Origin of the sequence: Streptomyces sp. NPDC051310, from assembly GCF_044455245.1 — a bacterium.
Lineage (GTDB): Bacteria > Actinomycetota > Actinomycetes > Streptomycetales > Streptomycetaceae > Streptomyces.
The window spans coordinates 504,535-518,900 of record NZ_JBITEO010000001.1 but is presented as its reverse complement, the minus strand read 5'-3'; the positions used below and the strand labels follow the sequence as shown (position 1 = coordinate 518,900).

The 14,366-nt window shown below is 71.6% G+C and carries 13 protein-coding genes and 2 tRNA genes; 11 read left to right on the top strand and 4 right to left on the bottom strand.

The features are described from left to right. Positions 1 to 79: 79 nt before the first annotated feature. Positions 80 to 574: a ribose-5-phosphate isomerase gene (locus ACIA79_RS02305; protein ID WP_399426159.1), complete on the top strand. Its 495-nt coding sequence runs from the start codon at positions 80 to 82 to the stop codon at positions 572 to 574. Continuing rightward, complete coding sequence (locus ACIA79_RS02300; RefSeq protein WP_399426157.1) at positions 574 to 1,383, top strand: Fpg/Nei family DNA glycosylase; 810 nt, start codon at positions 574 to 576, stop codon at positions 1,381 to 1,383. The genes ACIA79_RS02305 and ACIA79_RS02300 overlap by 1 nt, the downstream gene beginning before the upstream one ends. Here ACIA79_RS02300 and ACIA79_RS02295 read toward each other — a convergent pair. After that, positions 1,371 to 2,600, bottom strand: coding sequence for a GNAT family N-acetyltransferase (locus ACIA79_RS02295; RefSeq protein WP_399426155.1), 1,230 nt, complete (start codon positions 2,598 to 2,600; stop codon positions 1,371 to 1,373). The genes ACIA79_RS02300 and ACIA79_RS02295 overlap by 13 nt on opposite strands. Before the next feature lie 106 nt (positions 2,601 to 2,706). Here ACIA79_RS02295 and ACIA79_RS02290 point away from each other — a divergent pair, with 106 nt between their 5' ends. Continuing rightward, the gene (locus ACIA79_RS02290) at positions 2,707 to 3,852 is read left to right on the top strand and encodes a PP2C family protein-serine/threonine phosphatase (protein ID WP_399426154.1); all 1,146 of its coding nucleotides are present in this window, start codon (positions 2,707 to 2,709) and stop codon (positions 3,850 to 3,852) included. Positions 3,853 to 3,864: 12 nt separating this feature from the next. Continuing rightward, positions 3,865 to 4,323, top strand: coding sequence for an HD domain-containing protein (locus ACIA79_RS02285; RefSeq protein WP_399426153.1), 459 nt, complete (start codon positions 3,865 to 3,867; stop codon positions 4,321 to 4,323). Here ACIA79_RS02285 and ACIA79_RS02280 read toward each other — a convergent pair. Further along, positions 4,310 to 5,467, bottom strand: coding sequence for an acyltransferase family protein (locus tag ACIA79_RS02280; protein ID WP_399426151.1), 1,158 nt, complete (start codon positions 5,465 to 5,467; stop codon positions 4,310 to 4,312). The genes ACIA79_RS02285 and ACIA79_RS02280 overlap by 14 nt on opposite strands. A 398-nt stretch (positions 5,468 to 5,865) precedes the next feature. Here ACIA79_RS02280 and ACIA79_RS02275 point away from each other — a divergent pair, with 398 nt between their 5' ends. Continuing rightward, positions 5,866 to 6,060, top strand: a complete 195-nt coding sequence (locus tag ACIA79_RS02275) for a hypothetical protein (protein WP_052411211.1) — start codon at positions 5,866 to 5,868, stop codon at positions 6,058 to 6,060. A 28-nt stretch (positions 6,061 to 6,088) separates the two neighbouring features. Then, positions 6,089 to 8,176: a PQQ-binding-like beta-propeller repeat protein gene (locus ACIA79_RS02270; RefSeq protein WP_399426149.1), complete on the top strand. Its 2,088-nt coding sequence runs from the start codon at positions 6,089 to 6,091 to the stop codon at positions 8,174 to 8,176. Positions 8,177 to 8,293: 117 nt separating this feature from the next. On the opposite strand, the gene ACIA79_RS02265 is transcribed toward ACIA79_RS02270, so the two are convergent. Then, positions 8,294 to 8,367, bottom strand: a tRNA-Gly gene (locus ACIA79_RS02265). A gap of 129 nt (positions 8,368 to 8,496) precedes the next feature. On the opposite strand from ACIA79_RS02265, the gene ACIA79_RS02260 reads away from it, so the two are divergent. From ACIA79_RS02260 to clpX, 5 genes are all read left to right on the top strand, one after another. Beyond that, a tRNA-Pro gene (locus ACIA79_RS02260) sits at positions 8,497 to 8,573 on the top strand. Positions 8,574 to 8,754: 181 nt separating this feature from the next. Next, positions 8,755 to 10,149 (top strand): trigger factor, encoded by a 1,395-nt coding sequence (gene tig, locus ACIA79_RS02255; protein ID WP_399426147.1) that lies wholly within the window; start codon positions 8,755 to 8,757, stop codon positions 10,147 to 10,149. Between the two features lie 261 nt (positions 10,150 to 10,410). Then, entirely contained in the window at positions 10,411 to 11,028 is a 618-nt protein-coding gene (locus ACIA79_RS02250) for an ATP-dependent Clp protease proteolytic subunit (protein ID WP_031070477.1), read from the top strand. 44 nt (positions 11,029 to 11,072) lie between these two features. Further along, entirely contained in the window at positions 11,073 to 11,747 is a 675-nt protein-coding gene (locus ACIA79_RS02245; protein WP_031070475.1) for an ATP-dependent Clp protease proteolytic subunit, read from the top strand. Positions 11,748 to 11,904: 157 nt separating this feature from the next. Next, complete coding sequence (gene clpX, locus ACIA79_RS02240; protein WP_031129255.1) at positions 11,905 to 13,188, top strand: ATP-dependent Clp protease ATP-binding subunit ClpX; 1,284 nt, start codon at positions 11,905 to 11,907, stop codon at positions 13,186 to 13,188. Between the two features lie 105 nt (positions 13,189 to 13,293). Here clpX and ACIA79_RS02235 read toward each other — a convergent pair whose 3' ends face one another. After that, complete coding sequence (locus tag ACIA79_RS02235) at positions 13,294 to 14,274, bottom strand: hypothetical protein (RefSeq protein WP_399426144.1); 981 nt, start codon at positions 14,272 to 14,274, stop codon at positions 13,294 to 13,296. Positions 14,275 to 14,366 lie beyond the last annotated feature (92 nt).

The following is a 14,366-nucleotide window of genomic DNA, read 5'->3' as shown; positions in this document are numbered from 1 at the left end:
CGATTCCGGATCGTGATGCGGCGGCACCCCGGGGGCCCGCTGACCGGAGCCCGCCCGGACCCGTGCCACACTCGGAGCCATGCGCGTGTACCTCGGCTCCGACCATGCCGGTTTCGAACTGAAGAACCACCTCGTCGAGTGGCTCACGGCCCACGGCCACGAGCCCGTCGACTGCGGTCCCCACATCTACGACGCCCAGGACGACTACCCGCCGTTCTGCCTGCGTGCCGCGGAGCGGACCGCCGCCGACCCCGACAGCCTGGGCATCGTCATCGGCGGCTCCGGCAACGGCGAGCAGATCGCCGCCAACAAGGTGAAGGGCGTGCGGGCGGCCCTGGCCTGGAGCGAGCAGACCGCCGCGCTCGGCCGCGAGCACAACAACGCCAACGTCGTCGCCATCGGCGGCCGCATGCACTCCCTGGAGGAATCCACGAAGTTCGTGGAGATCTTCCTGAACACCCCGTACTCGGGTGAGGAGCGTCACACCCGCCGCATCGAGATGCTGTCGGCGTACGAGACCACCGGCGAGCTCCCCCCGATCCCGGCCCACCACCCGCAGGAGCCGACCGCCTGATGCCCGAAGGGCACACGATCCACCGACTGGCCGCCGACCACCGGGAACGGTTCGGCGGCCGGTCCGTGCGGGTGACCAGCCCGCAGGGGAAGTTCTCCGACGGCGCCGCGCTGCTCGACGGCACGGTGCTGGAGAGCGCCGAAGCCCACGGCAAGCACCTCTTCCTCGGCTTCGGCCGCGACGCGTGGGTGCACATCCACCTCGGCCTGTTCGGCAAGGTCGCCTTCGGCGACGCCCCCGCCCCGCCGCCCACCGACACGGTCCGCCTGCGCGTCGCCGGCCCCGCGTCGTACATGGACCTGCGCGGCCCCACCGCCTGCGCGCTGATCACCGGGCCCGAGAAGCGGGCGATACACGACCGGCTCGGCCCCGACCCGCTGCGCGAGGGCGACGACCCGGACAAGGCGTGGCGGCGGATCTCCACGAGCCGCACCACCATCGCCGCGCTCCTCATGGACCAGAAGGTCATCGCCGGCGTCGGCAACGTCTACCGCGCCGAGGTGCTCTTCCGGCACGGCATCGACCCCTACCGCGCAGGCAAGGACCTCGGCCGCGAGCAGTGGGACGCCATCTGGGCCGACCTCGTGGCACTGATGCGCGAAGGCGTGCGCACCAACCGCATCGACACCGTCCGCCCCGAGCACACCCCCGAGGCGATGGGCCGCCCGCCCCGCGTCGACGACCACGGCGGCGAGGTGTACGTCTACCGCCGGGCGAACCTGCCCTGCCACGTCTGCGGCGGCGAGATCCGCACCGCCGGCCTCGCCGCCCGCAACCTCTTCTGGTGCCCCGGCTGTCAGAAGCCGTGAGGCAGCCAGGGCGCGACCGTGGAGCCGAACGCCAGGGACGCCTCCGCCAGCGCGCCCGGGCGCAGCTCCCGCACCCGGCCCGCGGCCGCGAGTGACGCGAGGGAGAACCCGCCCAGGTACGCGGCCCCCAGCTCCCGCACCGACAGCGCCAGATCGGGCGCGTCGGCGGTGCGCGAGCAGGTGGCGCCCTTGGCGTCGCCGGACAGCCGCCAACGCCCTTCGTTCCAGGGGCAGAAGGCGTCCGCCACCCCCAGCACCACGTCCACCGGCGCCTGGTACGTCCGCGCCTCCAGCGCCGCGCCCACCTCCACCGGCCGCACGAACAGCCCGTCGCGCGGGCTGACGCCGCAGCGCCGGATGTCCGAGACGAGCAGCTGCCAGGCGTCGTCCACCGGACGGTTCCAGAACTGCACCGTCGACGTCAGGTCGACCTCGAACAGGTACCGCCACAGCGCCGCGTTCGCCGCCGGGTCCAGCGCCCCCAGGTACCGCACGGTGATCACCCCGTTGGCACCGGCCGGCTCCCACTGCGGTTTGTTGGTGTACAGCGCGTACCCCACGACCTCACCGGCGCGCTCGGCCAGCACGCACTGCAGCGGCGAGGCGCCCGCGCGCTCGCCCGGCGGGTCCAGCAGCGGCAGCCGCTCCCAGCCCGGCGCACGGGCGATCATCCCCGGCCGCCCGGGCACCAGCCGCGCGTACACCGCCTCGCACGCCCCGCTCGCCTCCGCGGGCGGCACCAGCCGTAGCCGTACGTCATCCGTCCCCTCCGGCACGGACAGCCGGACCCGGGTCGTGTCGATCTCCGCGCGCAGCTGCTGGGTCGCGACGCCGTACCCGAAGCGCCCGTAGATGTCCGGCTCGGACGCCGTCAGCACCGCCAGCGGCTCACCCCCCGCCCGTACGTCGTCGAGCTGGCGCCGCATCATCGAGGTGAGCACGCCCCGCCTGCGGTGCGTCGGCGCCACGCTGACCATCGTCACGCCGGCCGCGGGCACCAGCGCCCCGCCCGGCACGGACATCCGGAACGAGAACGCCCCCGCCGTACCGACGCAGGTCTCGCCGTCCCACGCGCCCAGCGAGCGCTCGGGCTCGGTGAGCGCCTTCCACAGCTCGCGCTCCTCCGGGGCCTCCGCCACGCCCCCGAAGGCGAGTTCCAACTGTCCGTACCAGCGATCCCACTCGGCCGGCTGGAGTACCCGCAATTGCGTCGTCATATGCCATGCCTAGCAGGCGGCGGACGCCCGGGGCGACCCAATTTCGAACGCATTGTCAAGGGGTCCCCCTGCACGCGGGCCGGGCGGGTGGATAGGGTCCAGGCCAATGGCCCGTAGCGCACGAGTGGACGCGTACCCGGCCCGGATGCGGAAGTCGCTGCGCCGGGCCCGCACCGCCCTGCGCAAGTCCGGTGTCGACTACTTCCGGGGCGACGGCTCCGACTGGATCGCCCTGGTGGGGCTGCTCCTCACCATCCCGGCGATCACGCTGTTCACCATCGCCACCCCCGTGTGGGCCTCACCCGCGGCGCTCGTCCTGCCCATCGTGGCGGGCGGCCTGCTGCTGCGCCCGGCGAGCCTGCTCGGCCTGTACGCGGCGTCCGCCGTGGCGCTGATCGTCGAGTCGATGGTCCTCGGCCCGTACACCGAGGGCGCGGCGCGGGTCACCCCCGGCACGGTGCTGGTGGTCGCCGCGTGCGGACTGTTCGGGCTGCTGCTCGCACAGTTCCGGGCCCGTGTCGGCGTGCCCTGGCGGCGTGGCGGCACGATGCTCTTCGACCTGCGCGAACGCATCCGGGTGCAGAGCGCCCTGCCGCAGCTGCCCAAGGGCTGGCACCACGAGATGGCGCTGCGCCCCGCGGGCGGCCAGTCCTTCTCCGGCGACTTCGTCGTCGCGGCCCGTACCCACGGCGGCCGCACCCTGGAGGTCGTCCTCACCGACGTGTCCGGCAAGGGCATGGACGCGGGTTCACGCGCCCTGCTGCTGTCGGGCGCCTTCGGCGGGCTGCTCGGCTCGCTGCCGCCGCACGGCTTCCTCCCGGCCGCCAACGGTTACCTGCTGCGCCAGGACTGGCAGGAGGGCTTCGCGACCTCCATCCATCTGGTGCTCGACCTGGACTCCGGCGACTACGAGCTGCTGTCCGCGGGCCACCTGCCCGCGCTCCAGCTGCACGCGGGCAGCGGCCGCTGGGAGGAGAAGGCCGCCGAGGGCCCGCTGCTGGGTGTGTACGACGGCGCCGAGTTCCACCCGGTCAAGGGCTCCCTGCGCCCCGGCGACGTGCTGATGCTCTTCACGGACGGACTGGTGGAGGCGGCGGACCGGGACATCGCGGAGGGCATCGACCGGCTGACCGGCGAGGCCGACCGCTACGTGTCCTCGGGTTTCCAGGGCTCGGCGTGGCACCTGATCGAGGCGTGCGCCAAGGACGTGAACGACGACCGGGCCCTGCTGCTGATCACCCGCGAGGCATAGGGAGGGGCACGCGTGCCGTACCGGAGGTATCTGACGCTCGACCAGGTGGAGGCCCTCGCCCGGGAGGCCCACGCCGGCCAGACGGACAAGGCGGGCCGCCCCTACGCCGAACACCTCGCGGCGGTGGCGCGGGGCGTGCGGGAGCGGGGCGGCAGCGAGGAGCAGATCGCCGCCGCGTGGCTGCACGACGCCGTGGAGGACGACCGGCTGACGGCCGGGTGGCTGGCGGCCGCGGCGCTGCCGCCGGCGACCAAGGACATGGTGCTGGCCCTCACGAAGCGGCCCGGCGAGGACCTCGCCGCGTACACCGCCCGGATCCTCGCGGTGCCGGGCGCCCGCCTGGTGAAGGAGGCCGACCTCGCGCACAACGCGGACCCGGGCCGCCTCGCCGTGCTGGACGAGGCGACCCGGGTCCGGCTGACCGCGAAGTACGCGCGGGTGCGGGCCCTGTTGGGCCTCACTCCTTCCTGAACGCCCACCGCATCTCCGGCTCCGTCACGCAGCGCAGGGCACGCCGCACGGGAGGCGTGCACAGCAGGGTCACCGCCGCGGCGGCGGCCAGCGTCGTGGCGACCAGCCCGCCGGGCCCGGTGAGCCAGGGGTGCTCCTCGACGACGTGCCAGTAGTCCAGGGACTTCACCAGGAAGCCGTGCAGCAGGTAGCCGCAGATCGTGCCCGCGCCCAGCACGGTGAACCACGTCCGTCGCCCGGGCACCCAGGCGAGGAACGCCACCGTCAGCAGCAGCGCGCAGCCGAACAGCCCCAGCGTCATCAGCGGCCCGGTCCACCCGGCGTAGCCCAGGTCCGGGGCGCTGGTGGAGCGGTAGAACCAGTTCATCCGCAGCCGCGGGGAGACCCAGTAGGCGAACAGCGCGGCGCCCGCGACCAGCGGCACAGCCGCCAGCCGCACCGCCCGCCGGCGCACCCACCGGAAGTGCTCGGGCCGCAGGCACAGGCCCAGCACGAAGAACGGCAGGAACTGCAGGATGCGCTGGAGGTCGAGGTCGTCGGCGATGCCCGGCGTGAGCGAGCCGAGGCAGGCGATCACCAGGGCGACGGGCAGCGGGTGGCGCAGCGTGCGCCACACGGGGGTGGACAGCCGCCAGACGAACAGCGCGATGAGGAACCACGTCAGGTAGAACGGGTCGGTGAGGCTGAAGGGGTGCTGGGGGTCGTCGTCCGCCCAGCGCTTGAAGAGCGTGTAGGCCACCTCGAAGACCAGGTACGGCACCGCGACGCCGGTGACCAGCCGCCGCACCTGGTGGGGCCGCCCGGTGAAGCTGCGCGAGAAGTAGCCGGAGATCACGATGAAGGCCGGCATGTGGAAGGTGTAGACGAGCATGTACAGGCTCCGGGCCGCCCGGCTGCCCTCCATGACGGGCTCCCAGGCATGGGCCACGGCCACCAGCACGATCGCCAGGTACTTCGCGTTGTCGAAGTACGCCTCCCGGCCCGCCGGGGCGCCGCCGGTCCCGGCCGGTGGCGCGGTCGGCGCCGTGCCCGCCGTCCGCGGGGGTCTGCCGGCGGCCGGTGGCTTCCGGCTCGTCCCGGAGACCTCCGGTTCCCCGGGCGGGGGAAGCGTGGCCCGTTCATTTCCCTGCAGAGCGTGGAACATCTGAGGCACCTTAGTGGCGGTTCCGCCTATGCGTAAAACGCCTCCCGAGGCGTGTCCATTCGAAGATGACACGGCCGCCAAGCGGGCGATATGCCCCTATTAATCCCCCTTAAACCGGGCATATCAACACCGAGTTTCGCCCGGTGAATTACCGCCCTCCGCAGTGCGAATTTCCTGTGACCGCTCCGTGTGTGTGAGGAAACCATCACGACGAACGGCCGGTACGCTTTTCCGATCTCGCGGGAGCCGCCGGTACCGAAATGCCGACGATGCGCCGGACGATGCGTCACCCGGCCGCGATCGGGGGAAGGTTGGTGGCACGATAAGCCGGACGGGGGTGTATCCACCCGCCCCCGGGCCGGCAAAGCGGACCAGACCGACCGAGGGTTGTGATCAGTGTGGCCATTTCACTGTCCGTGGTGCTGCTGTTGGCGATCATCCTCGTGGTGATGATCCGCAGCGGTTCGATCAAAGCCGGACCCGCGATCGTCGCCGCGCTCTTCGGCTTCTTCCTCGCCTCCACGGGCATGGCCGACGACATCCAGCGCTTCCTCAATTCGATAGCGAGCACCATCAACCAGATCAGCTTCTAGCGAGCGACCGCACCGGGGGAGGGGGAGAGTGGTTCTGCACGCCGGGGACCCGGCCGAGGTCGGCGGCTACGCGCTGGAGGACCGGCTCGGGTCCGGCGGTATGGGGGTCGTCTACCTCGCGCGCTCGGCCTCCGGGCGGCGGCTCGCCGTCAAGGTCGTGCACAGCCAGTACGCCGACGATCCCGAGTTCCGCAGCCGCTTCCGCCACGAGGTCGCCGCCGCCCGCCGGGTCAGCGGCGCGTTCACCGCACCCGTCGTGGACGCCGACGCCGACGCCGCACGGCCCTGGATGGGCACCCTCCACATCCCCGCACCCACCCTCGGCGAGCGCGTCGCCGACAAGGGCCCGCTTCCCCTGGACGACCTGCGCGAGCTGGCCGTCGGACTGGCCGAGGCGCTGCGCGACATCCACCGCGCCGGAGTCGTCCACCGCGACCTGAAACCGGCCAACGTCCTGATGGCCGACGACGGCCCCCGGGTCATCGACTTCGGCATCTCCCGCGCGGCCGGCTCCGAGTCGCTCACCCAGACCGGCCGGATCATGGGCACCCCGCCGTTCATGTCCCCGGAGCAGCTCAGCCGCCCCCGCGAGGCGGGCCCCGCCTCCGACACCTTCTCGCTCGGCGCGGTCCTCGCCTTCGCGGCCACCGGCCGCGGCCCCTTCGACAGCGACAGCCCCTACGAGACCGCCATCCGCGTCGTCCAGGGCGAGCCCGACCTCGCGGACGTCCCCGCGGCGCTGCGGCCCCTGGTGGAACGCTGCCTCGCCAAGGACCCCGAGGACCGCCCCACCCCCGACCAGCTGCTCGTCTGGCTGCGCACGGAGCTCCCGACACCCGCACCGCTCCCGGCGCCCGCCGCGCGGCGCCCCGCCCGCGCCCGCCTCATCCGCCGCACCGCCCTGGCGGCCGGCGGGGCCCTCCTGGCCGGCCTCCTCGCCGCCGTGGGCGTACCGCTGCTCACCGGCGGCGACGAGCCGACCGCCGCCCCGACCGCCGCCCCGCGCGCCGACCTGCCGGCCGGCTGGCACGCCTGGCGCCGCCCGCTCGTCCAGGCCGGATCCATCGGCAACGCGCTGGCCTCCTGCGCCGTGGACCGCGCCGCGCTGTACTGCGTCGGCGGCGAGCACCGGGCCGTCCGGCTGGATCCGGCCACCGGGAAGGTCCTCTGGAGCCGTCGCTCCGACGCCGAGGAGGCCGTCTCGCCGGCCCGTTCCTCCGGCGACGCGATCGCCGGCACCGCGGCAGGGCTGCTGGTGGCCTTCAGCGAACGGGGCGTCCACGGCGACGACCCCGTCCCCTACCTCAGCGCCTACGACACCCGGACCGGCGCCACGCGCTGGAGCGTCCCGGCCGAACACGGCGTCCTCACCGGCGCCGGCGTGTTCGCCGTCGACCGCGGCTGGAAGACCTACCGCCTGATCGGACTCGCCGACGGCAGAACCCGCTGGACCGCACCCCTGGAGACGGCGGCCGAGGAGTGCGGCATCTGGGGCGGCGCCGGCCGCCTCCACCTGGTGTGCACGCCCCGGGGCCGGTACCCCGCCACCCGCGTCGCCGAGGTGGACCCCGCCGACGGCCGCGCCCGGTGGTCCCGCACCTACCGGGAGCCCCTCGAACCCGTCGGCGTCCTCGACGGCGTCCTGCTCCTGACCGCGGCCGTGACCGAAGGCGCCGACGAGGGCGCGTACACCGCCCTGTACACCGTCCACCCGACGACCCACGCGCTGCGCCGCATCCCGCTGGCCGAGGCCGCCCCCCGGGCCCCGGCGCTGGTGGGCGACCGGCTCTACGTGCCGTACGGCAACGGCCGGCTGCGCGCCGTCTCGCCCCGCACCGGAAAGACGCTCTGGGACGCGATCACCTCGGTCGAGAACCTCTCGCTGCCCGCGGCCGGGCGCGACGGCACCCTCTACGCCACCTCCGGCTCCGGCCGGGTGGTCGCCCTGGACCAGCGGACCGGGGCGGAGCGCTGGGTCGGCCGCCGGCCGCAGGCCGACGACGAGCAGTCCTCCAACGGCGACACGCTGCCCGCGCCCCTGCTGATCGGGGACGCGCTGTACGCCTCCGCCGTCGGCGAGGTCGTCTTCTCGCTGGACGTCACCCGCCGGCCGTGAGGCGGCCCGGGCGCCGGGGGACCGGGGCGCCGGGCCGCTTCGGGCGCTCGCGGTCCCCGGGCGCGAAAAAGCCTCCGGCCCGTCCCGGGGCGATGCACCGAGGCGGGCCGGAGGCCGTGGAGCGGGCGACGGGAATCGAACCCGCGTAGCTAGTTTGGAAGACTAGGGCTCTACCATTGAGCTACGCCCGCATGCAGCGCGCCGCAGGTCGCGAGGGCCGCGGCACGAGGAGCATCGTAGCGGGTCCGGGCCCGTCGCCGCACGCCCGCCAAAGGTGCCGACGCAGCGCCCGCGGCCATGTACCCTACGTGTCGCACCGACGGGGTGTGGCGCAGCTTGGTAGCGCGTCCGCTTTGGGAGCGGAAGGCCGTGGGTTCAAATCCCGCCACCCCGACCAAAATGTGCGTCCCCCGCTCCCGGCGGCCGTCGCGCAACCAAGATCACATTGTGGGCGTCATCCCGCTTGCGGTTACTATGCAAGCTGCGTGCCCGTGTGTCTTCAAGACCGGGCCGATCCGCCGGGCCGCCCGACCGAGCGCCCGGCAGAATCCCAGAATCAGCCACAAGGAGACCGAACCGTGAAGAGCGCCGTGGAGACCCTGAACCCGACCCGGGTTCGGCTCACTGTCGAGGTGCCCTTCGAGGAGCTCAAGGACAGCCTCGACGCGGCGTACAAGAAGATCAACCAGCAGGTCACGGTCAAGGGCTTCCGCAAGGGCAAGATCCCGGCCCGGGTGATCGACCAGCGGTTCGGCCGTGGTGCGGTGCTGGAGGAGGCCGTCAACGACGCCCTTCCGAAGCTCTACACCGAGGCGGTCAACGAGGCCGAGCTCAACGTGCTGGGCCAGCCCGACGTGGACATCACCGAGCTGAAGGACGGCGAGCTGCTGGCCTTCACCGCCGAGGTCGACATCCGCCCGGCCATCGAGATCCCCGATTACTCGGGCATCGAGGTGACCGTCGACGCCGTCGAGGTCACCGACGAGGACGTCGAGAAGTCCGTGCAGCAGCTGCGCGAGCGCTTCGCCTCCACCTCCCCGGTGGAGCGCGCCGCCGCCGAGGGCGACGTCGTGACGATCGACCTCGAGGCCAAGGTCGACGGCGAGGTCCTGCCGGACGGCGTCGCCAACGGCGTGTCGTACACGATCGGCTCCGGCGAGCTCCTCGACGGCATCGACGAGGCCGTGACCGGCCTGGAGGCCGGTGGCGAGGCCACCTTCACCTCCACGCTGAAGGGCGGCTCCGCCGAGGGCAAGGAGGCCGAGGTCACCGTCAAGGTCACCCAGGTCGCCGCCCGTGAGCTCCCCGAGCTCGACGACGACTTCGCCCAGATGGCGTCCGAGTTCGACACCCTCGACGAGCTGAAGGCCGACAGCCTCAAGCGCCTCGAGAACATGAAGCGGTTCGACCAGGCCACCCAGGCCCAGGAGCGCGTCCTGGACGAGCTGCTGAAGCTGGCCGAGGTGCCGATCCCCGAGAAGCTCCTCGAGGACGAGGTCAACACCCGCAAGCACAACCTGGAGCACCACCAGCTCGGGCAGATGGGCCTGACCCTCGACAAGTACCTGGAGCTCCAGGGCAAGACCGCCGAGGAGTTCGACGCCGAGACGCGCGAGCAGGCGGTCAAGGGGATCAAGACCCAGTTCATCCTCGACGAGCTGGTCTCCCAGGAGAAGCTCAACGTCAACCAGGAGGAGCTCACCGAGCACCTCATGCGGCGTGCGGCCTCCTCCGGCATGAGCCCCGACCAGTTCGCCAAGGCCGTCGTCGAGGGCGGCCAGGTGCCGATGCTCGTCGGCGAGGTCGCCCGCGGCAAGGCCCTCGCGGTCGTCGTCGAGGCCGCCAAGGTCGTCGACACCAACGGCGAGCCGGTCGAGCTGGACGACGACGAGGACGACGCCGCCGAGGCCGCCGACGGCGCCGGGACGGCCGAGGACGCCACCGAGGCGTCCGAGGACAAGTCCGAGGCCTGAGCCCCGCGCTGAACCGTCCGACGGGCCCGCCCGCACCCCGTGTGCGGGCGGGCCCGTCGCCGTACGGCCGGATGCACCGGCCCGGGCCCGGGACCTTGCGCTCCCAGCGAACAGTTCGGGAAGCGGGATGGTGTTGTCCCACCTGCGCGTTAGGGTCCATGAATACGAGGGCAGGGGAGTACCCGCCCAGGGCAGTACCCGCCCCGGTTACGAAGACGCTGAGACGGCCGCCGGAGCCGTCAGAGACGAGCAGGTGGATACGTGACGAATCTGAAGCCTTACGCCGCGGGTGAGCCGTCCATCGGTGGCGGCCTCGGCGACCATGTCTACAACCGGCTGCTCGGCGAGCGGATCATCTTCCTCGGCCAGCAGGTCGACGACGAGATCGCCAACAAGATCACCTCGCAGATGCTGCTCCTTGCCGCCGACCCGGACAAGGACATCTACCTGTACATCAACAGCCCGGGTGGTTCGGTGACGGCCGGCATGGCCATCTACGACACCATGCAGTACATCCCGAACGACGTGGTCACCATCGGTATGGGCATGGCGGCCTCCATGGGCCAGTTCCTGCTCACCGGCGGCACCGCCGGCAAGCGCTTCGCGCTGCCCAACACCGACATCCTGATGCACCAGGGCTCCGCCGGCATCGGCGGCACCGCCTCGGACATCAAGATCCAGGCCGAGTACCTTCTCCGCACGAAGAAGCGCATGGCCGAGATCACCGCGCGCCACTCCGGCCAGTCCGTGGAGACCATCATCCGCGACGGCGACCGCGACCGCTGGTTCACGGCCGAGGAGGCCAAGGAGTACGGCCTGATCGACGACATCATGTCCGCCGCCGCGGGCGTGCCGGGCGGTGGCGGCACCGGCGCCTGAGCCGACCCGCACCCCCGCCTCCCAGCCCGCCGAACGTCACCAGGATGGTGAACACCCATATGAGCAACTTCTCCGCGAGCGGCCTCTACACCGGCCCGCAGGTGGACAACCGGTACGTCGTCCCGCGCTTCGTCGAGCGCACCTCGCAGGGCGTGCGCGAGTACGACCCGTACGCGAAGCTCTTCGAGGAGCGCGTGATCTTCCTCGGCGTGCAGATCGACGACGCCTCCGCCAACGACGTCATGGCGCAGCTGCTGTGCCTGGAGTCGATGGACCCGGACCGCGACATCTCCATCTACATCAACAGCCCCGGCGGCTCCTTCACGGCGCTGACCGCCATCTACGACACGATGCAGTTCGTGAAGCCGGACATCCAGACGGTGTGCATGGGCCAGGCGGCGTCCGCCGCGGCCGTGCTGCTCGCCGCCGGCACGCCCGGCAAGCGGATGGCCCTGCCGAACGCCCGTGTGCTGATCCACCAGCCGTCCGGCGGCACCGGCCGTGAGCAGCTCTCCGACCTGGAGATCGCCGCCAACGAGATCCTGCGCATGCGGACGCAGCTGGAGGAGATGCTGGCCAAGCACTCCACCCAGCCGATCGAGAAGATCCGCGACGACATCGAGCGCGACAAGATCCTGACGGCCGAGGACGCCCTGGCGTACGGCCTGGTCGACCAGATCGTGTCGACCCGCAAGAGCACCGCCGCGGCGGCTGCCTGACGCGCTGCCTTTCCCTTGGCACGGCCCCGCACGGCTTCACCTCCGTGCGAACCGTGCCAAGGGGGGCCCGAACGGGGGGCCCGGCAAGGTACCGTCGGATATGAGGCACCAGGAGCAGGCTGAACCAAGCCGCTCCCAGGCGAAGGGGAAGCACCTCGTGGCACGCATCGGTGATGGCGGCGACCTGCTCAAGTGCTCGTTCTGCGGAAAGAGCCAGAAGCAGGTGAAGAAGCTCATCGCAGGCCCCGGTGTGTACATCTGCGACGAGTGCATCGACCTCTGCAACGAGATCATCGAGGAGGAGCTCGCCGAGACCTCCGAGGTGCGGTGGGAGGAACTCCCCAAGCCGCGCGAGATCTACGAGTTCCTGGAGGGGTACGTCGTCGGGCAGGAGCCCGCGAAGAAGGCCCTCTCCGTCGCGGTGTACAACCACTACAAGCGCGTCCAGGCCGGCGAGAACGGCGGCGCGCAGGGCCGGGACGACGCGATCGAACTCGCCAAGTCCAACATCCTGTTGCTGGGCCCCACGGGCTCCGGCAAGACGCTCCTGGCCCAGACGCTGGCCCGCATGCTCAACGTCCCGTTCGCCATCGCCGACGCGACGGCGCTCACGGAGGCGGGCTATGTGGGCGAGGACGTCGAGAACATCCTGCTGAAGCTCATCCAGGCCGCCGACTACGACGTCAAGAAGGCCGAGACGGGCATCATCTACATCGACGAGATCGACAAGGTCGCCCGTAAGAGCGAAAACCCGTCGATCACGCGCGACGTGTCGGGCGAGGGCGTCCAGCAGGCCCTCCTCAAGATCCTGGAAGGCACGACCGCCTCGGTCCCGCCGCAGGGCGGGCGCAAGCACCCGCACCAGGAGTTCATCCAGATCGACACGACGAACGTCCTGTTCATCGTGGGCGGCGCCTTCGCCGGCCTGGAGAAGATCATCGAGTCGCGGGCCGGCGCGAAGGGCATCGGCTTCGGCGCGACGATCCGCTCCAAGCGCGAGATCGAGGCCAGCGACCAGTTCCAGGAGGTCATGCCGGAGGACCTGGTCAAGTTCGGCATGATCCCCGAGTTCATCGGGCGCCTCCCCGTCATCACCTCGGTCCACAACCTGGACCGCGAGGCGCTGCTGAAGATCCTCGTCGAGCCGCGCAACGCCCTGGTCAAGCAGTACCAGCGACTGTTCGAACTCGACGGCGTGGAACTGGACTTCGACCGCCCGGCCCTGGAGGCCATCGCGGACCAGGCCATCCTCCGCGGCACCGGCGCACGCGGCCTGCGCGCCATCATGGAGGAGGTGCTGATGTCGGTGATGTACGAGGTGCCGTCCCGCAAGGACGTCGCCCGCGTCGTCATCACGGAGGACGTCGTCCACAACAACGTCAACCCGACCCTGGTGCCGCGCGTCGTCAAGGACCAGGGCCGCCACGAGAAGTCGGCGTAACCCCGGGACACCGCGAAGGGGGCGCCCCACCGACCAGTCGGCGGGGCGCCCCCTTTCATGCGTCACGCGGCACACGGCACGCGGCGCGTGGTGCGCTCCGGAGCGTCAGATCTTCGAGCGCGAGGCCTTGTAGTGCTTGGCCGTCAGCGCGGCGGCCTCGTCGAGCGTGCCGGCCTGACCGGTCATCGCCTTGGCCAGGTCCATCGTGTTGACCACGCCGTAGGTGCTGTAGTCCGCCCAGATGCAGGTCGGGATCGTGAACTCCTTGGGTCCGTTCTTCGGCGTCCCGTCCCCGGTCGGGTTGATGAACTTGATGAACTGGCACTTCATCAGCGCGCCCTCGAAGCCGTCGGGAGCCTTCTCCTCCGGGCTGCCGACGGGCTCCATCTTGAAGTCCTCGTCCTCCGTCAGCTTCTGGTTCTTCGTGTAGTTCGCGAAGCCCATGTCGATGGCCTTCTCCGGGTCGGCGATCTCGCCCCAGGTCCCGTTGAGGCTCATGCTGCGGCCCGCCATCGCCTGCGTGGGATCGGTGGTGGAGCCGCCCTCCTTGTAGCTGGCGGACACCATCTGGGGGTTGGTGATCCCCATGGCGGTGGCGTTCGCCTTCATCTTGTCGTCCATCTCGATCGGCTTGTCGGGGCCGCTCTTCTTGTAGCCGTCGATCGCTTCGGCGGGCGTCACCTTGTACCCCTTGGTGTCGTCCGCCACCGCGGCGTTGCCGCTGCCGCCGAAGACGAACCACGCGCCGACGGCGATCGCCGCCACCACGGCCACCGAGCCGATGATGATGCCCGTCTTCTTGCCGCCGCCCGAGGCCGGCGGCGGGGGCGGCGGGTAGGCGCCGGGGCCCGCGCCGTAGGGGGGCTGCTGCGGGGGCTGGCCGTACGGGGGCTGCGGCTGCTGGCCGTACGGGGCCTGCGGCTGCTGCTGCGGGTATCCGTAACCCGGCTGCGGCGCCGGAGGCTGCTGCGGATAGCCGTAGCCGGGCTGCGGGGCCTGCGGCTGCTGGCCGTAAGGACCCGGCTGACCGTACGGTCCCGGCTGCTGAGGCTGCCCGCCGTACGGGCCCGGCTGGTTGTAACTCATTAAGGGGTTCCCCCTCCACCATGCTTATGCGTTTCTCACATCCTGGCCGAAAGAGCGTTCTGGTCGCACGGCGGGGTCCCACACCGTTACGG